Below are 23,761 nucleotides of genomic sequence, written 5' to 3' on the forward strand. Positions count from 1 at the left end.
TGATGTCAATTGGCTTTTACCTTTTCATTTATTCGGTCAAATTTTTTCTCTCCGAGTTCATTTTTTATTAATTCCGAATTTTGTTCCACAATGTTTTTAAAAGTCAGAAATTCAGTTTGATTTTCATTCCAAAATTCAGTCGGTAAACTTGAAACAGCGACAAGTAAATCGCCTTCATAAAAATCACATTCGGTCAAAATATTCCGTTTGAGTTTTTCGAGTGCGATTCTGATTAGATACTCAACTCCGATTTGTTGAGAAATCAGAAGCCTTATTTGTTCGTTAGTCAATTCCGCAATACTTATTTTCCGAAAATGATAGCATTTTTCAACCATATCAGTCGGAAATTCGGAAGGGTTGTTCCAAATATTTTTTTCTAATTGTTCGATTGATTTTGTTTCCATTCTCGGTTTTTTCAGCTTGTTGCCAACGTTGTTGTATATGGTTTGTTGCGTGTTTTAAGCAACTAATTTAGTAAATAATTACGGACAAAGAAAGTCCGAGAGGACTTTCGCAAGTAGGCAAGAAGCCAGCAATAAATTATATACGGTGTTGCCAACAGTATTTATTTTTTCCATTCTGTTTCTTTTCCTATTTCTATTAATTTACTATAAACTGCCATTAACCCAAAAGTACCAATCATACCATAATCTCTTATTTTTTTTATGCTATTGTCATTGAAATGAATAGTCAAAGTACTAGTTTGATCATCTGACCAAGCAACAGAATAGTTATCTTTTAGTTTTTTAACTTCAATAAATTCCAGTAATTCCTGTATTTGATTAAATAATTTAATTGGTATTTTTCTTTCAGACTTTCCTTTGTGCTTTATATACGCTTGTCCATTAAATTCGGCTTTTCCTTTATAATTTATTTTTAAGTTAAATACAGGACAAGTTCCATAACAGCCACTAGTTTGAAATTCAATTCCTTTGATTTTATAATTTGCAGGTTTTTTATTAAGCTCTATAAATTCCTGAAACTTAAAAATTAACGTATCCTTTATAATTAATTCTTTAGATTCCATTAATCCTACTTGCTCTTGTTTTTTAATATAAATTTTTAAATAATTTAAATCACCTTTTTTGATTGGTTTAAACAATTCACAATTATCAAAAACATTCTTTGAAAGCGTATAAGTCTTGAAGCTATTATTTCCATTATCTACGATTGCGTAGCTGTAAAGAGTTGTTCCCCAATAGGCAGTTAAAATCAAATCGGTTAATCCGTCATTTGTTATGTCAATTTTTTCCCAATTTTTCATTCCTAGTAAATCATATTCATCTTTACAGGAAACTTTCTCTTTCACTTTTTCTGTTGATATTATTTTGAATTCAGACCATTCAAATTTGGTGAATTTTGGATATATCTTTTTCGCAAATTCTTCCACGTCTTTTGAGTTGTTCAAACTGTCAATTTGATTAGCAAACAAGAATGTTGAAGTAAAAATGAATATTATTAGAAGTACTTTTTTCATATTGTTGGCAACGTGTTCGTGTATGGTTAGTTGTGTTGGCAAGAACTAAGTTAACAAAAGAAAACGAACCAGAGGAAAATCCGTAGGATTTTCCGAGTACACACAGAACCAGCAATTGATTATACACGTTGTTGGCAATAGTTAACTAATAAATATCCCTTTTGAGTGCCTCTAGGCAATTACAGTAATAGAAATATTATACATTTCAATAATGTGCCATACTACAAAACTGATTACACCTAAATAGAAAAGTATTTCTTGAATATATAAATGCTTTTCATACTTCTGATTAATTCTTTCTATATCCTTCATTGTCAATTCTGCTGCATATTCTTGATGAGCTTTTGATTTATTGAAGTCATCAACTTTACCATCCAATATATCTAAGTACAGATTATTTCCATAAAGAAGATTTAACCTGCTTTTTACAAAAGCAAATCCAATATAAACACTAACACTCCATAATAACAATGCGATCCCAAGAGGAATATGCGAATAATCTAATGATTGTCCTGATGTCTGAACAATGGAAAAGCCAATCGCAGCAACACATAAGGCTATTATGTAATAAACAAACTTTGAAGTTTGTGCACGATGTTCTTTTTTTATCTCTTCTCTATCAGCCATTATTTTGATTTTTATAGAATTCTCTTTTTGATTTATCTAAATCAATTTCCGTTCTGACTTTCATTAAGTCAGCCATTGTATTAATGAAATACATTAATAGTTTTAAAAAATTTAGAAACGATTCTATAGCTTTTATGGAATCAGTTTTGTTTAATTTTTTTACAAGCTCATAATATTCTGTAAAATTTTTATCAAAATGCCCCGCAGTTTTGTTTCTAATAGGTCCAATCTCTGTTTTGTGATTATATTTGGATTTGTATTCTTTTAGAAAGCTATTCAATTTTTTATAATCATCTAGTAAATTTGGATGATCGTTATCTACAATTTTCTTTATTTCTTTTTGATGAAAATGATATGTATTTATAGTTTCATAAATAGTTAAAAAACCAGATTTTGAATAATAAATATCTTCCCATTCAGATTCCGAATTAAATAACCCTTTTAAAGTACAAAGTAAGTCTAAAAATGAAGAAGTTAAAAAACTGAAATACTTAATGTTTATCTCTGAATATTTAAATATATGTTCAAGTTTTTCAGTCATTTCCAATCGACTCTCGCTTACCTTAAGGAAATTTACAACCTTCATAGATTCTTTTAAATTATCGTGATGACTATTTATAAGTTCTATATATTCTTTGTTGTCTTCGATTTTCATATAATTATTGCCAACGTTGATGTGTATGAAAAGTTGCGGTTTTGTGTGCGAGGATTTTCCGAAGGAAAATCAAAGTGCATAAAAACGCAACTGCCTTTGGTTAAGTACTAAAATAGCAATTTTTTATACACGGTGTTACCCAACGTTTTTATTAATTTTCAATTTCTTCGTAAATATCATTTATAGATTTGTCATATTTTTCATTTATGTATTTATTCACTAATTTATTATAGCATTCCATTTCTGTTCTTAAAAGACAGCCCATTGAAAAATATTCAATATCATATTTAGATTTCATAATTTCTCTCATTCCAGAAATAGAGGCTATTCCAAAATGAAAGTATTTCAATTCTTCTTTTGTTAAGTCAGCATTAAATCTTTTTTCCATCTTTTCGCAAGTTTCTAATTCGGAATATTCTGAAAGGCGATTTTGGCGTAATATATTTTCAAAATTTTCGGTCGAAAGATGTATGTTCAGAATTAGAGAAATTCCTAAAGATCCAATTATTATTTTAATTAAAATTTTTCGGTGTTTTGTAATAATAAAATATAGTCCAAAACCTATTAAACCAATTATAAATAGGATTTGAGAAATTTCCAATTCCAATTTAAAATCATACCAATACCACATTTCAATAGAATTAAAAATTATTAGAATAGTTCCAATAATTCCTAATGTTAAAAGTAAATATTTCGTTTTTGAGTTCATTCGCTAATGTTGGGTAACGTGTTTGTATAAGATTAGTTGCGTGGTTTGAGCACCTAATTTAGCAAATAAAAACCGAATAGAAAATCCGCGAGGATTTTCGTAAGTAGGCTAGAACTAGCAATAAATTATATACGGTGTTGCTACACGTTTTTTTATTCCCAAAATTCATATTTGAAATATCTTGGTACATATCCACGAACGCTTTTTAAAAGTCCGTTTTCGTAATATTTATAATTCAGTTCATATTCATTAGTTCGGTCATTCATAAATACGGATTTAATATCTGATTTTATAAGTTGACCTTTTTCGTTAAAACTGTTCTTAATGGTTTTATTATCCTCAAATCTTTGTAAATCGGTTTGGTCAGAATATGCCAAAGTATTTGTTATTCCGTTTTCCGTCGTTTTTACTTTTTTTAGTTTAGATTTTAAATAATAACCGAAAAATCTACTAACATAAAAGTCTTTTTCATATTCTTTTGTCTTTTCGTAAACCAGTATTGAATCCTTTTTCTGCGTTGTGGTTGATTTAAATGGTTCGTAATAGTAATTCGTTTCATAAACAAAACTGCCTAAATTTTTTCTTGATGAAATCAGTTTATTATTTGTTCCATATTTAAATGTTGTTGAATCTTTCCCTATTGAATCTATTATTTTAATTAATCGATTTTGAGAGTCGTATTCATAACGATTTATTTTGTCAGTTAATTTGTGTTTTCGGCTTTTACGATTATAAGACGCACTAAATTCAGTCGAGCGTATCCTTTTTCCATTTCGGTCAAATTCTACAATTTCGGATATGTCTTTAGGTGAATTTAAATAGACAAATATTTTCTTTACTTGTCGGTTTACGTAAATACTATCAGGTTGCCATCTATTTTCAATTTGTCCAAAACTCCAAAATGGAATAGAAATAAATATTATAAAAAATAGTTTGTTCATTTTATGGAATTCGGTTTTTCTCAAATGTGTGGCAACGTTGTTGTATATGATTTGTTGCGTGTTTCAAGCACTAAAGTTAGCAAATAAAACACAGATAGAAAGTCCGCGAGGACTTTCGTAAGTAGGCAAGAAGCCAGCAATAAATTATATACGGTGTTGTAAACTGGCTTTATCCTAAAACCTTAATATTTTCTTCAAACCTTTTAATCGCTGTTTCTTTGTTTAGATGACTTGGGAAACTATTCAATATTTTTTCATATTTTACTATACCAATGGCTTTTGCTATGTAAGCTTCGTGGACAAAATTTAAATAGTAAATTAATTCTCCTAAACTCGAATGAAAACTTTTAAAATCGATGTCAGCATTAATAAAACTTTCAATATCTCTATAATTTGCTTTAATTCTCAACCTATAAAGTAGATTGAAAATTGAAGTTATTGGGATTGTTTTGTAAATAATATCCCAATGATTCTTACTAAATGATTTTCTAAATTCCCCTTTTCCATTTCTAAATCTTTTATCGTTTTGTTTTGCTAAACGATTTCGTTTATCTTCTGCGTTTCTTTTTCGTGTAGTTTTTAAAAAAGTAGCTAACTGTATTTCCGCGTCTTCTAAACATTCTATTTTTCTTAAAACACTGCTGTCTTTTGGGAATTCCTTAAAAGTCGGCAATCCTTGATATTCAAATTCATTTTTCAAGCCTGATGAATAAAAAGAAATTGCAGATGGATAATGATTGTCTTTTATTGAATTTCCAAAAAGTTTAATTGATTTTTCGTGCTGTTCGTTTGCTAAACCTTGTGTTTCGTGGAAAGCTGTCATAGATAGATAAACCGAATAATATGCTTGAGGAAAGTTCCAATGAAGAGAGAATTTATAGTATTCATCATTATCAATTTTTTCCCCAATTCGATAAGCGTATTCTGTACTCCAAGAATTCCAAAGTAGTTTTCTAACTTCGTCTATATTAAAACTACTATTCTTAATTTTTATGTCATTATAATATGGAATCTTTTTTAATTCAAATTTCTCACTATTACAATTAAGACAATAAATTATAGAAAAGAAATGATTAAAAAAGACTTTTGATGGAATTGATTTTGCTTGTTCAGCTCGTGTTTTCAAAAACATTTCCATAATTCCTGTTAATGCCATAAGTTTATTTTAGCTTGTTTACAACGTGTTTGTACAAGGTTAGTTGCGTGGTTTAGCTATAAATTTACTAAATAATTACTGACAAAGAAAATCTGCAAGGATTTTCGTAAGTAAGCAAAAAGCAAGCAATTAATTTTGTACGGTGTTGGCTACAGTTTTTTCTCCATTGATTTATAAAATTCATTTATTTCCAATGTATATTCATCTAATAATGATTTCTCTCTTTCAAATAAATCAGTTAATTTATATAAAGGGTCTTTGAGTTTACATAAATAAAAAGTTTCCATTTTTTTAAAAAACAATTCTTTCATTTCAGAATTCAATGGTGATATATGAATTCGTTTTTTTATTAATTCAAAAGACCTAATTACTAAAATTATACTGTCAGCTATATAATATTGACTGAATTTCTTATTTCCTGAATAAAATTTGAAAACTGAATTACAATAATCTATTAGAGCTTCGTGTCCAAATTTTCGAATTCTCTCACCTTTATTTGTTGAGTATAAGTATATCTGATTATATTCATTATCAAGTTGATTGAAAAGCATAAAAATTATATCACTTTCATTTTTTATTTTTTGGTCATTAAAACTATCTATTTGTCTGTTCAGTGTTAAATACAAAAAAATTACACTTATAATTCCTAAGAGAGGGGAAGTAATTCCTCCAATAGTGTCTCCTATACTTGAAGTATTTGTTAAGTCAAATACTTTCCAAATATTAGGTAGTGTCAGAATGTAGATCAATAGCAAAGAAATTATTATTAATCCAATAGTCAAAATGATTGTTTTAAATATTATTTTTTTCATTCAATTTATTTTCCAATTATATTTTTCCAAATTTCTTTCATTATTCTTTTCGGAAAAGAAACTGGTTTTTCCTCATTTGGGTCTTCTAACCAAAAGTCACAAACGTCACAAACAACCTCATTTTTGTAAGTTGCTTTTCCACCAATTCCATCTGCAATTGCTATTTCATCTGCAAGTCCAATTCCACCATCTGTGTTTGTCCATTCCACTTTATTTTTCCGAATTTTGTCAGAGTAACAGCGTGGACATTTTTTCAGATTATCTTCAAGTTTTGATTCAGGATTTTCAGCAATTAATCTTTCAATTTTAGATTCATTCAAATTTCTTTCAACTAAATATTCCTTAATTTTTGATTGAGTTACTTTCATATATGTTGACAATTTGAATTTTGCAAAAAAGGCTAATTCATAATCATCTAATTCATTTATTTTGCTCATTTCTTGTTAATTGTAGCCAACGGTTTTGTGTAAGGATAGTTGCGTGTGCAAGCAACCAACTTACTAAAAATGGAACGAACCAGAGGAAAATCCGTAGGATTTTCCGAGTAGGCAAGAACCAAGCAATTATTTTTACACGGTGTTGGCAATAGTTATTTTTTATTCCGTTTGTTCAATCTTTTCAATCGGTTTATTTCCGATTTCTTTGTTCGGTTCAGATTTTTAGTCCGAGTGCAAAGGTCAGTCGAAAAATACGGTTCAACTTTATTATTCTCTTCGAAAGTGTTTACTTGTAAATCCGTTTCGTATGAGTAAATCAAATGTTCCGAGTTCAGGTCAAAATAATTTCCACAATCCGCTCCTCCACCAGAAGTTACAATAGTTATGAAATCCGATTTTTCTTTTCCTTTAATCAGTTCCGTAACTTTAAAAACAAACTCAATTCTATTAATTTCTCGAATGTAATATTTTCCTTTTTCAGTTGAGCTTGGGATTGAGTCATACACCTTTCCTTCGTTAATTTCCACAACTTTTCCAGTAAAAATCAAGTCCGAATGTTCAAATCCATATTTAACGCTTGATTTTTCACAAGAACAAGAATAAACCTTGTTTGCTGAAAAAATCAGAATAAACATTGTTATGATTATCGGGTTCTTCATAATTATTGCCAACGTTTTTGTATAAGATTAGTGTGGGAGGTAGACAAACTTTATTTTGTCAGCCGAGCCACTAAGCTTATACTTATTTTGTGTTTTTTTCTTTGTCGACCTAAAAATAGATAAATAAGTTTAAGCGGACTTTATAAATAAACCAAAACTTTGGACTAAACCATAAAAACCCACATTAATTTTATACGGTGTTACATGCTGTTTGATTTGCCATCAAAACTTCTGAAATCTAAAGGGAATGGATAATATGTCGGATATTTGTTTAATATTATTGGAGCATGTTTTAAAGACTTATATTTATTATAAAATTTAAAACCTGTTATATCAGTCACTTTATCCAGTGGTTTGTCATTATCTATGCTTAATACAAATCCGAACGGTGGAAAAGTAAAATCGCATATTGCTCCATAAAGATTAGTGAAGAAAATTGTACCTTTTTTAACCTGACCCTCATTATTTAGATACATATAAATTTTATACCTATCACTTAATTTTTCCAATTCGGGGTCTTTTACAAAGTCAATCAATTCAGGATACTGATCAGTAAATACACTTTGATTATTACAAATAAATATTGCTATTATTTGTTTTAAAAATTTTAAATGATTTATATCAGATATATCGAATTGATAAGCTTTTGCATTTTTATCCTCATGGGTAATGATACTCATACAAATATTTGCAAATTTCTTGTATTCTCTTACGTATTTTGATCCGAGGAAACTATTGCAATCAAAGCATAAGCAGTAATCTCCTATTCCACCTTGTTCAACTTTGGTTTTTATCTTCTCCTCTTTACTCAAATACTTTTCTACTTTTGTATAATATTCAGTCGAATCAACTATTTGGTATCTACTTTTGTTAAAGGCTGACCTTGGAGGAATATGCTCAAAATTTAATTCTTTTTCTTCTTTGCAAATTCTACAAATTCCAATCTTAGTTTTTTTGTTTTTCATTTTTTTTGGAAAATTGCATGTAACGGTTTGGCTAAGCTTAGTGTGGGATTTGATACTCACAAATTATCGAAGACATCACTTAGCTTAGACTTATTTTATAGTTTTTTCTTTATTGACTTAAAATTAATCAAATAAGTTTAAGCGGACAAAATAAAAAAGCCAAAAACTTCGAGAAAGGAATAAAACCCACATTAAGTTTAGCCGTTGTTGTAGCTAGTTTTTTTTATATTTACCTTCAATTCGACAAAAGGCACCTAACTGCCATTTTTCATATGAATCATTTGATGAAATCTGAATAGTTTCATTGTTTTTAATAATTTTTAAATGATGCTTTGATTCAAATATTTCTCCTTTGTCAGAGTATACAAAACCTTCATAAAAATTTTCTTTAGATTTTGATAATATTCCTTCATAATTAGGCATAGCACATTTTTCATTGGAAATCATTAAGTCAATTTTTATACTCTCATTATCAATGTTAACTATTTCTAAATGATTCGTATGGTTGTAGTAATTTTCAATTTTTGTTGATGGTTCAAAATTCAAATATTCTCTAATGTCATTATATTTATATTTTAAGTCAATAGCTGGAGTCATATTCTTAATAGCATTTGGAAGAGAACAAGTTTCAATGAATTCTATGTGATTTTCATTTAAAGAAAAATCTCCTAATTCTTCATCATTCTTACATTTATTCAAGTATTCATATACCCAATCATATTCATTTTTGTCAATATCTTTTTGTTTAAAAAGTTCTTTAAGTTGTTTTATTTCATTTTCAAATTGTTCATTTTTCTTATTAAGAATTTGTTGCTTAAAGTTATTCAACTTTAAAAGCGAATCAATTTTAATAGGTTTTCCAGTTTTTGTATTGTAATTGAAATAGGATTTCCAATAAGTACAATATGCAGCGCATCCTTCAGTTTCAATATTAAATGATATTATATTATTTCTATTGTAAGTTATGTTAAAATTTATATAACCTATTTGGTCACCAATCCATTGTTTTAAAGTTTTATTTATAGATGAATTAGGAGCTTCATTATAAGTATATTTATTTTTTAAATCGAAATTTATTAAAGAATCGATTTTCTTATTTCCTGTTTTGAATATTGGGTATATTAATTTGTCTAATGGTGAAGTATTTTGCTCACTTTTATAAAGATGTAAAGTGTCTATTTTGACTGTTTGAGAAAATGAATTCAAAGAAATTATTAATATAAAGTATAATAGTTTTTTCATTTTTCGTAATTAGCTACAACGTGTTTGTACAAGGTTAGTTGCGTGGTTTAAGCAATAAATTTACTAAATAATTACTGACAAAGAAAATCCGCGAGGATTTTCGTAAGTAAGCAAAAAGCAAGCAATTAATTTTGTACGGTGTTGGGCACAGTTATTTATATTCAATTTTCCTAGTTTTAATATATTCTAGTTTTCCATTTTCAAAAGACTCTCTTTTAATCCAATTTTTGAATTTGTCAAATTCATATTTATATTCTGTTTTTGAAATTAGCGAATCTTTATCGTTAAATTCCTTTACTGCTTTTAAGATTCCACATTCATATTCATATTTAGAATTTATATTTCTTTCGGGTTTTATTAAATCAGATAATCTAGATTCAGTTATTAATTCCTTTTTGTCATATTTACTAATTTCAATTGTATTCGAAATTGTATCATTGGATTCAATATCTATATATTGGTTTAGTAATGAAGTTTGTTTTAGGGTCTTGTCAGAATTATATTCATATTTTCCAATTTGTTTCATATGAAAAATATCATTTTTAGTTTCTGATTTTGTTTTGAAAACTAAACTGTCTTTATAGAAATAATTGACAGTAAACATTATGCTATCAGTTGAAATTTTTCCAATTTCTTTTTTTATTTTGTTAAACTCGTCATATATGTATTCAATTTCCATTTGTTCATTCGTAAATAATGGATTTTGAGTTAAATAGGATATTTTGTCATTATTATTATATTTATTTTCAATAATTGATACTGTATCTTGAATTTTCTTATTTAAAGAATCTTTCCGAATATTGATAAAATAAATGGTTGTTTTATGAGCTTTTTTAGTAAGTCCATTATTCAGCAATTTTGGTTGATTACAGCAACCAATTAAGAAAATTGAAAAAAGTAAAATTAGGAGTCTATTCATTCAGTTTTAATTGTGCCCAACGTGTTTTTATATGGTTTGTTGCGTGGTTTAGCACGTAATTTAGCAAATAAAAACCGATTAGAAAATCCGCGAGGATTTTCGTAAGTATGCAAGAAGCCAGCAATAAATTATATAAGGTGTTATAGCACTTTTTTAATTATTGTTAATATCATTTAAAGCACCAATAAAACTATTATACTCCGTAGGTTTTGGAGCTTTGTCATTTACTAAATATCCATTTTTATTAAAAATAATATACCTTGGAATAGAATTAATTTCAAATTTCTTTTTTAGTTCTGAGTTTATAGTATCTAGCAAAAGATATTGATTATTTAAAGTTCCAAATTTTTTTAATTCTAAAGTTTTTTGTTTCCATTTTTCTAAATCTGTGTCTATTGATATATATACCCAATCTAGAAAATAGTTTTCAGCAAACAATCCTTTATTCTTTCCTCCTTTTTTAATGTCATATATGCAAGGTCCACACCAACTTGCCCAGAAATCTATAACTCTAATTTTTTCACCAGTTTGTATAAGCATATCGCTAAATGTTATGGTATCTCCTTTTATTGTAATTAATTTCTCATCAAGAACCTCCTTAGGAGGCAACTTATTTAACAATTCAATATTTTTTGCTGCCTCATCTATTTTTATTAAATAATTTGAATTAGGGAATAGAACTTTAAACTCTTTAATTGCTTCTTTAATGTTACTGCTATTTCTAAAAGGGCTTACCTCTATGTATTTAAGAATAGTATTGGCAAGTCCTCCCTCTTGTGCTTTGTTGCTAAATTTATTTAAAAATATTTCCTTTTCTATTAAAAATTGGGATGGTGAATAAGAGTCTGTTAAATTTTGATTTAAGTGCACATAACTTCTAAGAATACCCAAATAGTTTTTATTCTTCAATACCTTTGGATTATTCAATAACTGAAAAGAAAGATTTCCGAAATATGATTCGGAAAATTTTAAAGAAGTTTCTATTCCATATCCTTTAGATACTTGTTCAAAATGACTTGCATCAAGTTCTTTTACACGACCAGATTTGTCAATTGTTAAATGAAGGATTCTAGAATAATATTCAAATAGAATTCTAGTACGGGTTTTTTCAATAAAATCTTCGCTAACTTCAGGGTTTTTTAATATGAAGTATTCAAACAAACTGTCTCTTTTTTGAAAAACTTCCCAACATTTATTTTTGTATTGTAATAAGTCATTTCTAAATATTGGATATTCATTTAAAGAAATGTCTTTGTAGAGTTTATAATGATTTTTATTAGTTCCAGCTACAGATAACTCTCCATTTTTTATTATAATATTTATACTGTCTCCAGGACTAATAAAAATAGGAAGTTCATAAACTTTTTTCATTCCAAACGCAAGGATTTCAATGTATTGAGATTCAAGTAAATCTTCGGTTTTAAAAAAAATGGAATCTGGGTGATTGAGTACTTTAAAGTTTTTTGATTTTAGTTTTTTTTTAGGAACATCTAAATAAAGAAAATTTAAATATTTAAATGCTTGTGGGTCATCTGATTTACCCGTAATTATAGTTTCTAAATGTTGAGTAGAGTCTTTGTTTTCTAAAACCAAATTAGTCGTGCTTGTACTCGCTTTTTTACAGCTGACTAAAAATAATATTATAAAGAGTTTAATAATAAGAGGAATTGGATTTTTCATTATGTTTAAATTTTAGTCAACCTATTTCAGGAAAGTACAAGGCTCATAATGTGCTATAACGTGTTTGTGTAGGAAAAGTTACGTGGTTTAAGAACTAAAGTTAGTAAATAAAACACAAACCAAGAAAATCCGCGAGGATTTTCGTAAGTAGGCTTTTACCAGTAATTTTTTTTACACGTTGTTAGCAAAAGTTTTTTCTTTTTTCAATTCATCTATACTTTGATAACCTTTAAAAATCATAAACAAAGCATATAAGTGAACTCCAAAACTTAACCAATCCTGAATACTTAATAAAATCAAAGCATCTATACCATATATTATCATTCCAATTATGAATGCTGGTTTACTCAAATTTTTCGAAAAATGCCAAATGACAGCAAAAGTTCCAGAAATAAAAAGGCTAATTATAACTCCTAACAAATTAAAGTTTCCAAATGCGGCAAGATAAATTCCTTCAAATACTTGAGTTATTCCAAGTCCAAATATGAATGAAACTTGTCCTCCGAAATAGAGTATTAAAGTATTTATAGCAGATAAACCAAAAATCCATAAAAACCATTGCGATCCATTGTTCAGCTTTGCAACACTTTCAACTTGTTCAATAGTTGGTATTTCTTCCAATTCTTTTTTCTTTATTGGGTCTTCTTTAAAACTCTCACAGGTTTCTTGAAAACTTGCAATTTCATTTGTTAAATTACAGATTAATCCTTTTTTCAGGTCCATTTTTCTATTCAAACATATTTTGCAATAGGATAAATGTTCTTCTCTTGTCATAGTTTTTATTTGTGTAGTTAATTTTTGCTAACGTGATTGTATAAGCTTTGTTGCGTGTTTTAAGCACTAAAGTTAGCAAATAAAACACAGATAGAAAGTCCGCGAGGACTTTCGTAAGTAAGCTAGAACTAGCAATTAATTTTATACGGTGTTGTAAACAGTTTTTATCCATCATAACCAAACCATTCGTTCTCACACTTAACTTTTTTCGATTCAATTTCCTTGAATTTATTTTCCTTTAAGTCAATAAACCAAGTTTTTAATATTTTATCAAAAAATTCAACATCCTCATTCTCTACCAAACTGAAAACCATTCTTTCATTTGGATTTTCAATTAATTCACATTGAGTTAAAGCGACGTATTGGTCAGAATTTTTAAATATCAAATTCACTTCGTCAAGAATTGAATAGTTAGGTTTAGGTGATGAATTTTTGATTATTTTTTCTAAAATCAACACTTTTAGACTGTCTTTTTGAATGTAAACCAAAGCCTTATCTGAATTTCCTAAAACTTGCGCACTTACTTTTTCAAATCCATTATACTTTTCTAAATCCGTTATATTTCGGAAAGTAACATTTTCAGAGTCATTTTTTGAGATAGGATTGGTATCAGATACAGATTTAAATTCCGTTTCTGATTTTTCTTTTTCAAGTTCAATTTTTGAATCATTTTTTGATTCCGATTCTTTCTTTTCTTTTTGACAACTAAATGTCAAAATCAGAACTAAAATTATTATGATTTTCTCGGTTCTCATAAATTGTTTACAACGTTATTGTATATGGTTTGTTGCGTGTTTCAAGCACCTAATTTAGTAAATAATTACCGACCAAGAAAGTCCGAGAGGACTTTCGTAAGTATGCGAGAAGCCAGCAACAAATTATATACGGTGTTAGCCACAGATGTATTCTCTCAATATTCAAGTCAGAATTTTATTCAATTCTATTTTTCCAATAGTTGTAAATTCTATTTATTTCAAAAGGGTCTATAGATGATTTATCTTTATACTCATACCATGATAAATTATTCAATGAGTATTCAGTAAAATTCCATTCTTCATTTTCTTTGTTTTCATTAAAATGTTGTTTCCAAAAAAAGACTTCAGGTTCCCATATTTTAGTCAGTATCATATGAATAACTACAGATTTTTCAGTTGTTTTTAATTCTTCAAGTAAATCCGTAGAACAACTTTTACCTATTTCTATTAGTTCTTTTGAATCATCATTAAGAATCAAGGCAGTTCCGTAATTAATTTGGAAATAAAATGAACTCCATGACAGGTTTTGGATAAGTTCTTTAACTTTAGATTCATTCTGTGAGAACGAATTAAAGTTTATAATCAATAATAAGAATAAAACGATTTCTTTTTTATTTTCTAACATTATCATGATTTATCTGTCAAATCTGTAATTTGTGGCTAACTGGTTATATCTTTATAATATACGTCGTTTTTAGGGTTTATTTTCCGGATATCGACGTATTTTTATCGTTGTTATCAGAAATAAATGTAGTACTTTTTTGTGAATTTTTATATTGAGCTACAATTAAATCTAATGGGTTATTTATCTTTTTTACAGCATCACTCTGCACATGAGTATATACCATTGTTGTTTCTGGTTTACTATGCCCCAATAAGGCTTGTATGTATCTTATATCTGTACCACTCTCTAATAAATGTGTGGCATAACTATGTCTTAATGTATGTGGTGTAACCGCCTTTTGTATACCTGCTCTTTCTACACTTCTTTTTAAAAAACTTCGAACTGATGTTGCTGCATAAGGTATATGCTTGCTATCATTTTCTATTAAATACTGTTGTGGAGTATATGTGGTTATATAATTATGCAACATAGGTAATAAACTATTTGCCATGGGTACATACCTGTCTTTTCTTCCTTTACCCATACTTACTTTTAACATCTGCCTTTCAAAATCTAAATCTTTAAGTTTTAGATTTAAAAGTTCTCCAATACGTAAACCAGATGAATACAATAAAGCAATACAAACACGGTGCTTTAAGTTTTTTGTGACCTGTATTAAACGAATCACTTCTTCTTTAGACAATACACTAGGTAATTTTTTATCCTTTCTTGGTGCAATACTTTTAAAATCTAATTCAAAATTAGCTTTAGTATATATTAAAAAATGTTTTAAAGCACTTATCAATTGTCTATGAGTGCTAATAGATGGATTCTTTTTAATAAAATCACTCTCTATATATCGTTCAATTTCTCTAACATTATCTATCGTTTCTTTTTGATGATAGAGTATAAAATCTGCCACTAAATAGGTATAAGTTTTTAAAGTACTAGCACTATAACGCTTTCCTTTTAAGTAAGTGTAAAATCCATTTAATAAGCTTCTTTCTTTTTCTTTTAATTTAATTTTTAAAGTGGTAGTAGGGGTAAACTGATCAAATTTAACATTGGTAATTTTAACTAACTTTTCTTTAATTAGTAGATAGTTTTCTTCCGTAAAAGGTAAATGCCAACAAGCTAGCTGTTTACTCCATCTTGCATTAGGTAATTTTTTTACAATGTTTATTAAAGGAGTATGATAATCAAAATATAAACAAAGGCTTTGTTTACCTCTATGTTTTTTAGAGATTACTGTAATAGGAGGGTATGTACTAATCTTTTTCAATGCGTAAACAATTTACAAAAAATAATTGTATAGTAGAATAGAATTCTATTAAAAAGCATTTTATTACTAAGTAAGTTTTGTTTAAAGGTTACTTATGTTTTATGGTAAAGTTGCTTTACTTTTTTAGCATTCATAAAGAGAAAGTAAAAAATTAATGTAGTAAATGTTATAAAAAATACTAGAATATATATATGAAAATACTAGAATAAATTATGAAAAATACTAGTAAAAAAATAAATTAGTATATATTGAAGGCTAAATAAGTTACCTACAAAATACAAAAAAAAAGCTAAACATGTCATTACGTTATAGAATAACTAAAAGAAATAACTCTTTAAAAAACAATACAGAGCAATATATTTTACAAGCTGTTAATACAGGTACTATAGAATTAGATTACATTAGTAAACTAATTAGTGAAGAGTGCAGCCTACATGAAGTTGATGTAAAAGCAGTTTTAATTGCTTTGGGGTTAAAACTAGAATTTTTTCTTACAGATGGTAAAATAGTAGAATTAGGTGATATTGGCCGTTTTAAAATGGGTTTTAACGGTACTGCAAGTAACGACCCTAATACTTTAACGCCTAAACGTAACATTAAAAAATACCATATAAACTATCAACCTTCTAAGAAATTAAAGCAACGTCTAAAAGCAGGTGTAGATACTTATAAAGAGGGTAGAAGGGGTTAAACTAAACATAAAGCATAAAACATAAAAAATGACGCTATAAAATAGCGCCTTTTTAATAGTAGGATTTAAAACCTATGTTAACATAGTAACACGGTTTTCTATATACGTTTTTAAGGTTTGTAAAAATTGGCACATACAGAACCATCTTTTGTGTCAAAGTATACCACATTTACACTTCTTTCAATTGATGCATTATTTAGTGGATTTTCATTATTTATACCGTTTATCAATAGATGTGTTTTGGGCTATCATAGTTGACGTTAATTATCTATAGTATTTTATTCGATAAGAATACTTTGGGAAAACTCGATATTTCTTTTCTCTTTTAATATATCAAGTATAGAAAAAAAATAAGCAATTTCACCTGTTTTTAAAAAGTTGATTTTTAGTAGCTAAAAAAAACTCTAAATTGATTACGTATGCAGCTTTCCTTGCGTCCTGAAGCGATTCGAGTTACTGTATTTAAAACCCAAAAAAAACTCGATTAACAAAAGCTAATCGAGTTTAGTATAAGTTATAATTTAATTATGAAATTAGAATCTAAATTCTAAACCTGCAAAAGCTCCAAAAGGATGCCCAGGTCTTAAGCCAGCAGGTACTCTAGAAACAGCGTAAGTTTCATCTAATAAATTAATGATATTTGCTGTAACATTTAAGTTTTTTGTAACATAATATTTACCAGAGACATCAACTATAAAATTAGAGTCTACACGTTCATTATCAGCAATTGCTCCAGAACCTGCCAAGGTTCTAAATTCACCATTAAAACGACCATTAAAATTAAGTTCAAATTTAGAATGCTCTAAAGAGAAACCAACATTAAATTGGTGTTTTGGTATGTATGGTAATTCATCACCTACAGTTACTGTACCCCATAAATCGTTAGAACTACCAAAACTATTTTGAAATTCTGTGTTTGTATAAGTATAACCAAATGATAATGGTAATGAAAGCGTTGCATTTTCTTTTGCAAAATTATAGTTTACTAACAATTCTAAACCATTTACATTTACTTCACCAGCATTAAATTGATCTAATGAACCTGTACCACCAGTTGCTGCTAAATCGCTTCCTAATAAGTTAGAATAATCGTTAAAGAAACCAACTACTTCACCAGAAATACCTAAGAAGTTAAAACGTGTTCCTAATTCATAGTTAATACTCTCTTCTGGTTCTTGACCATCTTGATTTCCTGGAGGTGAAAATCCTTTATGAACACCTCCAAAGATAGAAAAGTCGTTACTAAATTTATAGTTTGTTCCTATTCCAGGGATTAGTACATCAACATTATTTTCTCTTGTGGCTAAATTAACTCCAGTTCTATCTACATCACTCTTACCAAAATCCTCTCTTTGTAAAGAAATGTTTTCATAACGTAAACCAGGTGTAAATGTCCAGTTTTTATACTTTAATCTGTAAGTAATAAAAGAAGCAAATGCATTGGCACTAGAAATTCTATTAGCATCTGTACCAGGAACACCAGCAGTAGTTAATGCTAAATTACCTGTATTGCTTATACTATATTGATCTACCCATTGAAAACGGTCTTCTTCATCATAATGAAAACGAACACCAAATTCTATATCATGAAAAGCGTCTCCATTATACCAATGATAATCTAATTTAGATTGTATACCTTGTGAGTAGTAAGCTCTATTATTTGCTTTAACACCAATGGCATCAGCACCAGAATTTACACTTCCATTCACAATAGCAAAATGATCTGATAACGTGTTAGGGTCTTCTAATACATTAGCAATAGATTGTTTATCACCATTAAAAGTAACATCATTTAACTTATACCAATTTCTAGCAAAATTGTTTCTATAAGCTGTAGTTGTTAAACGTACATTTTTAGAAAAATCAGCTTTGTGTGTTATAGCATATTGAGTATGGTCTGTAGTCATTTTATCTTCATTAGAAGAAGCATATCTAGAAAACGGATTTGCATTAAAATCTGCTTCTGTTAAGCCTAAATAAGTTTCATTACCTACTTCATCTGAATATTGAAATTTAAACTCTAATGATTGCTTTACTTTTGAATTTGGAAATAAGTTTACCGAAAACTTAGCAACAATATCATTCTTATCAAAGCCAGTATCTTTTCCACTTGGTAAGGTTTTAAATCCATCAGAACCATAATTTAGATACTCTACCATATATCCAAAAGTAGCATTACCACCACCAACTTTGGCATGTAATTGTTGCGAATTAAAACTACCATAACTAGCTCTAATTTTACCACCAAACTCTGTCGGAATTTGAGAAGATATCATATTTATTGCACCACCTGTAGTAAATGGTCCATATTGCACTTGGCTACTTCCTTTTAATACTTCTACAGCTTCCATTCTTGCAATAGTTGGAAAATAATAAGCAGATGATGCACTATAAGGTGCAGGTGCTATTAGTATACCATCTTCCATAATTGTAATTTTAGAACTTCTTTCTGGAGATGTACCTCTTAAACTTATATTTGGTCGTAAACCAAAACCATCTTCTTCATATATAGAAACACCAGGCACAGTTCTTAAAGCTCTATTAACATCTGTAAAACTAAATTTTTGTAATTCTTTAGGAGATAAATAGTAAGCAGAACCTGTTCTGTTTTTTGCAACATATTTGTTTCCAAAAATTGCTGTTGTAGAAATGATAACTTCGTCTAATTGTTGTATAGAATCTAAAGTTTTTGCGACTTCCTTTTTCTCTTGAGCGCTTATTATTAAAGTGATAAATGATAAAATTAATACTGCTACCTTCTTCATTTTATTTAGATTAAGTATAAATAGTTTTTTAAATCGGGTGCAAATATACAACCTCATAAGAGTTTTTCCAAAGCTTATTTAGAATAAATTAAAATAAAATTTAAGATTTTTATTAAAACGTTTAGGAAATGCCTGATAATCATAATGAAAGCAATAATGCTTAAAATTAAATTAGTTTAAAATCATTATATATTGTAAATTTGCTCGCAATTATATCTTAATTGCCACATGATCGCACACGAAAACAAAATTTTAGGAGAAGGTCTTACTTATGATGACGTACTTCTAGTTCCAGCATTCTCAGAAGTTCTTCCTAGAGAAGTTAGTATTCAAACAAAATTTACAAGAAACATTACTATTAATGTACCTATAGTTTCTGCAGCTATGGATACTGTTACAGAATCTTCTTTGGCTATCGCAATTGCAAGAGAAGGTGGTATTGGTGTTTTACATAAAAACATGACTACAGACCAACAAGCACAAGAAGTTAGAAGAGTAAAACGTGCAGAAAGTGGTATGATTTTAGACCCAGTAACACTTCAAATGGATGCTACTGTTATAGATGCGAAATTAAGCATGAAAGAACATAGCATTGGTGGTATTCCAATTGTAGATAAAGAGGGTATATTAAAAGGTATTGTAACCAATAGAGATTTACGTTTCGAACATAAAAATAAAAGACCTATTGTAGAAGTAATGACAAGTGAAAACTTGGTTACTGCAGATGTAGGTACCTCATTAAAAGACGCAGAGAAAATTCTACAAAATTATAAAATTGAAAAGCTTTTAATTGTTGATGCAGATTATAAATTAAAAGGTTTAATAACGTTTAGAGATATAACAAAGGTTACACAAAAACCTATAGCAAATAAAGATTCTTTTGGTAGATTAAGAGTAGCTGCAGCCTTAGGTGTTACTGCAGATGCAGTAGAAAGAGCTTCTGCACTTGTTAAAGCAGGGGTAGATGCTGTAATAATAGATACTGCTCATGGTCATACAGCTGGTGTTGTAAAAGTTTTAAAAGCAGTAAAAGAAAAATTTCCAGATTTAGATGTAGTTGTTGGTAATATAGCAACTGCAGAAGCTGCAAAATATTTAGTTGATGCTGGTGCAGATGCAGTAAAAGTAGGAATCGGACCTGGTTCTATTTGTACTACAAGAGTTGTTGCTGGAGTAGGTTTTCCTCAATTCTCGGCAGTATTAGAAGTAGCTAATGCCATAAAAGGTAGTGGCGTTCCTGTTATTGCAGATGGAGGTATACGTTATACAGGTGATATACCTAAAGCAATTGCAGCAGGTGCAGATTGTGTTATGTTAGGATCGCTGCTTGCAGGTACTAAAGAGTCTCCAGGAGAAACCATTATTTACGAAGGAAGAAAATTCAAATCATACAGAGGTATGGGGTCTGTAGAAGCAATGAAACAAGGTTCTAAAGACAGGTACTTTCAAGATGTAGAAGATGATATTAAAAAATTAGTACCAGAAGGTATTGTTGGTAGAGTTCCTTATAAAGGAGAATTATACGAAAGCATACATCAATTTATTGGAGGTTTACGAGCTGGTATGGGGTATTGTGGTTCTAAAGATATAGAAACGTTAAAAGAAACTGGTAGGTTCGTAAGAATTACAGCTAGTGGAATTAATGAGAGTCATCCTCATGATGTAGCCATTACAAAAGAAGCACCAAATTATAGTAGGAGGTAAGCGGCTTTTTTAAAAATATAGATAAACTTTTCTCTGTTCTTTTTAGAATGTAGAAAAGTTTTTTGTTTCCCAATATTCTGTTAAAGCAAAATACATCTGTAACAAAATACAAATGTAAGCGTCATATATATGATTGCAATAAGAAGGATAAACTGTAGATTAAACTACACACAACCAACTTATACAAATCATATTAGTTAGTTTTTAATAGTTTGACTAGAGTCAGGAGCAGTAAATGTTTCTGACTCTTTTCTATAGGGAGTATTAGTTTTTTTTAGAGGGTATTTTATCTCTTTCAATCTTACCCTTTTTTAAGGCCTTATAGTTTTCATAACAATCTAAGACAGCTTCAATCAATTGCAAGTCAGAGGCCTTTCTAATAAAGTATTCAGAGTAACTACAATCCGTTAAGAGTTCACTTAATTCTTGTCGATCCATATCAAGATATTCCATCATTACTTCTCTATCAAATTTACCTGCTAACATTTTTCGTAAATCGTCTTCTTTCTTAAGTTTTTGTAGTTTTTTAAGTTGCTTTGGTTTTTTACCAAACAAATTATACAAATAGTCTACAGGTTGAAAGAGCGCTGCTAATGGCGATGAGAAATCTCTTTTTTGAGGTTTACCTACCTCATAGGTTTGTCTTAGTCCGTTAATATGAATTCTAGTAAATTTATCTTTAGGCACTTGCTTTACATCAATCTCTAAAACACCAATTAATTTGGTAGATTTTATAACCACTTCTTTTATTTCCTGAGGCTTTTCATACAACGCAATTTCTAGTTCATTCCCTTTTAATAAATCGTTGGTAATTTTTAATTTTATCGATGAGAAACCTAAGTAAGAGACCAATATAGTATCATTTACCCTAGTAGGTAATTCAAAAAAACCTTTATCATTTGTAATGGTTCCTTGTACTGTGTTTAGATTTAAAACGTGAGCAGCACTTAAGGCACTATTATTATCAGCATGAATAATCTGACCTTTTAAAATAGTTTTTTGAATACTGTCATTCTGAGAAAATGCATTTAGCGTGAATACAAAACTCAATAAAAAGATAATTTTTCGCATAAACACAAAATTAAGTATTAAACGCGGTATAAAGGTTAATATTTTGTGAAGAAGTATAAAAAAGAGGCAATTAGTGCGCACGAGAAGATTCGAACTTCCACAAACTTGCGTTTACAGCCCCCTCAAGGCTGCGCGTCTACCAGTTTCGCCACGTGCGCGTTGTAATTAGAAAACAAAAAAGTTAAGCAAATGCTTAACTTTTTTTCTTGTGACCGGGCTGGGGCTCGAACCCAGGACCCTCTCCTTAAAAGGGAGATGCTCTACCAACTGAGCTACCAGGTCAAAAATTAACAGGTGCAAATATACTATCAATCTTTGAAAATGAAATAGAAAAAAGCATAAATTTTTATCGATATTTGTAGAAAATATGAAATTATGAGAATTGTCTTATTAGGTTACATGGCTTCAGGTAAATCTAGTATTGGTAAAAGAATGGCTAAATCTTTAAATATCAGTTTTATAGATTTAGATGACTATATCATTGAGAAAGAAAACCAGAGTATTGCAGATATTTTTAGCACTAAAGGCGAAATTTATTTTCGAAAAATAGAGCATTTATACCTTAAAGAAATTCTTGAAAATGAAAAAAACTTTATACTTTCTTTAGGTGGAGGTACACCATGTTATGCCAATAATATGGAACTCATAAAAAATAGTAAAGCAACCTCTATTTACTTGCAAGGTAATGTAACCACTTTAGTAGAAAGGTTAATTAAAAAGAAAGCGAAAAGACCTTTAATAGCTTCTTTATCTGACGAACAAATACCAGAGTTTGTAGCAAAACATCTTTTTGAAAGAAGAGCATTTTACGAATTGGCGGAAATGACCTTTAAAATAGATCAGAAGAAAAAGAAAGAAGTAGCTAAAGAAATAGAAGCAACACTGTTGTTACAGTAAATAGGCTTTAGCTTCTTGGTCAGAAAAATCTACTTGTATATGTTCTTTAATCGATGTAGAAAGTGAAACACCCTTAAAGTCTGCCTTTACAGGATATTTTTTATGATTTCTATTCACTAAAACAGCCGTTTTAAAACGTTTTAAAGGTACATCTAAAAAGTGTTTTACACCGTAAATAAGAGTGGTACCAGAGTTTAAGACATCGTCTACCAACACCAAAGATTTGTTTTTATAATCAGCAACATCTAGAGAAGTAGATACAGCTTCTAATGGTTTCTTCTTATTAATATGTACTTCGCAAATGGTAATGGTAAGCGAAGAAATTTCTTGTAAAGTAGCTACAAGTTTCTCAGCAAATATAAAGCCATTACCTACAATACCAGCTATAATAACTTCGGTTTCATTGCTATTGCTCTCGTAAATTTGGTAAGCAATTCGCTTTATCTTTTGGTTAATCTGAATGTGATCTAAAATTATATTGCTTTCAGTGGTCATAATTCTTCAGTATTGTCTGTATATCCTTCTATATCTCTTCTGTCTTTTTTAGTTGGCCTACCAGTACCTTTTTTTCGGTAATAGTCTTTTGAGTATTTTAAAAGTTCATTTTTCTGAAACTCTTCTTTTGGAGTTACATCTTTTCGATATAAATCTACCAATTTTGCACCAACTCTACTGTCAGGTAAATCTAAAACTTTTATTTGATAATTGATTTGATTTTTTCGAACTCTTATCAGCTCATTACCAAACACCTCTTTAGAAGGTTTAACATTGGCATCTGCCAACTTTACTTGTCCTTTTTTACAAGCATTAGTGGCTAAACTTCTTGTCTTAAAAAGTCTAATACACCATAAGTATTTATCAATTCTCATAAAAAAAGTTAAAATATAGGTTTTGTCTTTTTACAAAGGTATAAAAATGGTAAATTGCGCGCTCAAATTT

Annotated in this window: 25 protein-coding genes and 2 tRNA genes; 3 read left to right on the plus strand and 24 right to left on the minus strand. The window is 28.9% G+C overall.

Features of this window, described 5'->3' with window-relative positions; translation table 11 throughout:
* Positions 1 to 5: 5 nt before the first annotated feature.
* The 18 genes from LPB302_RS01145 to xerA form a co-directional block, all read right to left on the minus strand.
* Positions 6 to 404 (minus strand): contact-dependent growth inhibition system immunity protein, encoded by a 399-nt coding sequence (locus LPB302_RS01145; protein ID WP_053974516.1) that lies wholly within the window; start codon positions 402 to 404, stop codon positions 6 to 8.
* Positions 405 to 565: 161 nt separating this feature from the next.
* The gene (locus LPB302_RS01150) at positions 566 to 1,477 is read right to left on the minus strand and encodes a DUF6438 domain-containing protein (protein WP_143032710.1); all 912 of its coding nucleotides are present in this window, start codon (positions 1,475 to 1,477) and stop codon (positions 566 to 568) included.
* Positions 1,478 to 1,648: 171 nt separating this feature from the next.
* Positions 1,649 to 2,104 (minus strand): hypothetical protein, encoded by a 456-nt coding sequence (locus LPB302_RS01155; RefSeq protein ID WP_053974518.1) that lies wholly within the window; start codon positions 2,102 to 2,104, stop codon positions 1,649 to 1,651.
* Positions 2,097 to 2,759, minus strand: coding sequence for a hypothetical protein (locus LPB302_RS01160; protein WP_053974519.1), 663 nt, complete (start codon positions 2,757 to 2,759; stop codon positions 2,097 to 2,099). The genes LPB302_RS01155 and LPB302_RS01160 overlap by 8 nt, the downstream gene beginning before the upstream one ends.
* Before the next feature lie 151 nt (positions 2,760 to 2,910).
* Positions 2,911 to 3,468 (minus strand): FEKKY domain-containing protein, encoded by a 558-nt coding sequence (locus LPB302_RS01165; protein ID WP_053974520.1) that lies wholly within the window; start codon positions 3,466 to 3,468, stop codon positions 2,911 to 2,913.
* 152 nt (positions 3,469 to 3,620) lie between these two features.
* On the minus strand, positions 3,621 to 4,409 hold the full coding sequence (locus LPB302_RS01170) for a hypothetical protein (RefSeq protein WP_053974521.1): 789 nt from the start codon (positions 4,407 to 4,409) through the stop codon (positions 3,621 to 3,623).
* Between the two features lie 169 nt (positions 4,410 to 4,578).
* On the minus strand, positions 4,579 to 5,565 hold the full coding sequence (locus LPB302_RS01175; RefSeq protein WP_053974522.1) for a hypothetical protein: 987 nt from the start codon (positions 5,563 to 5,565) through the stop codon (positions 4,579 to 4,581).
* Positions 5,566 to 5,714: 149 nt separating this feature from the next.
* A complete protein-coding gene (locus LPB302_RS01180) occupies positions 5,715 to 6,377 on the minus strand; it encodes a hypothetical protein (protein ID WP_053974523.1) in 663 nt (220 codons plus the stop codon).
* Positions 6,378 to 6,382: 5 nt separating this feature from the next.
* Positions 6,383 to 6,814, minus strand: coding sequence for a hypothetical protein (locus tag LPB302_RS01185; RefSeq protein ID WP_053974524.1), 432 nt, complete (start codon positions 6,812 to 6,814; stop codon positions 6,383 to 6,385).
* Positions 6,815 to 6,966: 152 nt separating this feature from the next.
* Positions 6,967 to 7,473: a hypothetical protein gene (locus tag LPB302_RS01190; RefSeq protein ID WP_143032712.1), complete on the minus strand. Its 507-nt coding sequence runs from the start codon at positions 7,471 to 7,473 to the stop codon at positions 6,967 to 6,969.
* A 200-nt stretch (positions 7,474 to 7,673) separates the two neighbouring features.
* On the minus strand, positions 7,674 to 8,438 hold the full coding sequence (locus tag LPB302_RS01195; protein ID WP_053974526.1) for a hypothetical protein: 765 nt from the start codon (positions 8,436 to 8,438) through the stop codon (positions 7,674 to 7,676).
* 213 nt (positions 8,439 to 8,651) lie between these two features.
* Complete coding sequence (locus LPB302_RS01200; protein WP_053974527.1) at positions 8,652 to 9,680, minus strand: beta/alpha barrel domain-containing protein; 1,029 nt, start codon at positions 9,678 to 9,680, stop codon at positions 8,652 to 8,654.
* Between the two features lie 151 nt (positions 9,681 to 9,831).
* A complete protein-coding gene (locus tag LPB302_RS01205) occupies positions 9,832 to 10,536 on the minus strand; it encodes a hypothetical protein (RefSeq protein ID WP_053974528.1) in 705 nt (234 codons plus the stop codon).
* Positions 10,537 to 10,752: 216 nt separating this feature from the next.
* Positions 10,753 to 12,279: a TlpA family protein disulfide reductase gene (locus LPB302_RS01210; RefSeq protein WP_082329784.1), complete on the minus strand. Its 1,527-nt coding sequence runs from the start codon at positions 12,277 to 12,279 to the stop codon at positions 10,753 to 10,755.
* 171 nt (positions 12,280 to 12,450) lie between these two features.
* On the minus strand, positions 12,451 to 13,053 hold the full coding sequence (locus tag LPB302_RS01215) for a hypothetical protein (RefSeq protein ID WP_143032713.1): 603 nt from the start codon (positions 13,051 to 13,053) through the stop codon (positions 12,451 to 12,453).
* A gap of 164 nt (positions 13,054 to 13,217) precedes the next feature.
* A complete protein-coding gene (locus LPB302_RS01220) occupies positions 13,218 to 13,808 on the minus strand; it encodes a hypothetical protein (RefSeq protein ID WP_053974531.1) in 591 nt (196 codons plus the stop codon).
* 175 nt (positions 13,809 to 13,983) lie between these two features.
* Positions 13,984 to 14,439 carry a hypothetical protein gene (locus tag LPB302_RS01225; RefSeq protein WP_143032714.1) on the minus strand — a complete coding sequence of 152 codons (456 nt, stop codon included), beginning with the start codon at positions 14,437 to 14,439 and terminating at the stop codon, positions 13,984 to 13,986.
* Positions 14,440 to 14,509: 70 nt separating this feature from the next.
* A complete protein-coding gene (gene xerA / locus LPB302_RS01230; protein WP_231658726.1) occupies positions 14,510 to 15,694 on the minus strand; it encodes a site-specific tyrosine recombinase/integron integrase in 1,185 nt (394 codons plus the stop codon).
* 295 nt (positions 15,695 to 15,989) lie between these two features.
* On the opposite strand from xerA, the gene LPB302_RS01235 reads away from it, so the two are divergent.
* Positions 15,990 to 16,385 (plus strand): HU family DNA-binding protein, encoded by a 396-nt coding sequence (locus LPB302_RS01235; RefSeq protein WP_053974533.1) that lies wholly within the window; start codon positions 15,990 to 15,992, stop codon positions 16,383 to 16,385.
* A 533-nt stretch (positions 16,386 to 16,918) separates the two neighbouring features.
* Here the strand turns inward: LPB302_RS01235 and LPB302_RS01240 are convergent.
* A complete protein-coding gene (locus LPB302_RS01240) occupies positions 16,919 to 19,150 on the minus strand; it encodes a TonB-dependent receptor family protein (protein WP_053974534.1) in 2,232 nt (743 codons plus the stop codon).
* A gap of 228 nt (positions 19,151 to 19,378) precedes the next feature.
* Here LPB302_RS01240 and guaB point away from each other — a divergent pair, with 228 nt between their 5' ends.
* Positions 19,379 to 20,854 carry an IMP dehydrogenase gene (gene guaB / locus LPB302_RS01245; protein WP_053974535.1) on the plus strand — a complete coding sequence of 492 codons (1,476 nt, stop codon included), beginning with the start codon at positions 19,379 to 19,381 and terminating at the stop codon, positions 20,852 to 20,854.
* 264 nt (positions 20,855 to 21,118) lie between these two features.
* Here guaB and LPB302_RS01250 read toward each other — a convergent pair whose 3' ends face one another.
* From LPB302_RS01250 to LPB302_RS01260, 3 genes are all read right to left on the minus strand, one after another.
* Entirely contained in the window at positions 21,119 to 21,925 is an 807-nt protein-coding gene (locus tag LPB302_RS01250; protein ID WP_053974536.1) for a carboxypeptidase-like regulatory domain-containing protein, read from the minus strand.
* Positions 21,926 to 21,999: 74 nt separating this feature from the next.
* Positions 22,000 to 22,083: transfer RNA gene (locus LPB302_RS01255), tRNA-Leu, on the minus strand.
* A 51-nt stretch (positions 22,084 to 22,134) separates the two neighbouring features.
* Positions 22,135 to 22,207 (minus strand) — tRNA-Lys (locus LPB302_RS01260).
* A gap of 93 nt (positions 22,208 to 22,300) precedes the next feature.
* On the opposite strand from LPB302_RS01260, the gene LPB302_RS01265 reads away from it, so the two are divergent.
* A complete protein-coding gene (locus LPB302_RS01265; protein WP_053974537.1) occupies positions 22,301 to 22,822 on the plus strand; it encodes a shikimate kinase in 522 nt (173 codons plus the stop codon).
* Here LPB302_RS01265 and LPB302_RS01270 read toward each other — a convergent pair.
* Both LPB302_RS01270 and LPB302_RS01275 read right to left on the minus strand, forming a co-directional pair.
* Positions 22,814 to 23,317 (minus strand): phosphoribosyltransferase domain-containing protein, encoded by a 504-nt coding sequence (locus LPB302_RS01270; protein WP_053974538.1) that lies wholly within the window; start codon positions 23,315 to 23,317, stop codon positions 22,814 to 22,816. The genes LPB302_RS01265 and LPB302_RS01270 overlap by 9 nt on opposite strands.
* Positions 23,314 to 23,691 (minus strand): RNA-binding S4 domain-containing protein, encoded by a 378-nt coding sequence (locus LPB302_RS01275; protein ID WP_053974539.1) that lies wholly within the window; start codon positions 23,689 to 23,691, stop codon positions 23,314 to 23,316. The genes LPB302_RS01270 and LPB302_RS01275 overlap by 4 nt, the downstream gene beginning before the upstream one ends.
* Between the last annotated feature and the right edge of the window lie 70 nt (positions 23,692 to 23,761).

Source organism: Polaribacter dokdonensis, from assembly GCF_024362345.1.
GTDB classification, from domain to species: Bacteria; Bacteroidota; Bacteroidia; order Flavobacteriales; family Flavobacteriaceae; genus Polaribacter; species Polaribacter dokdonensis.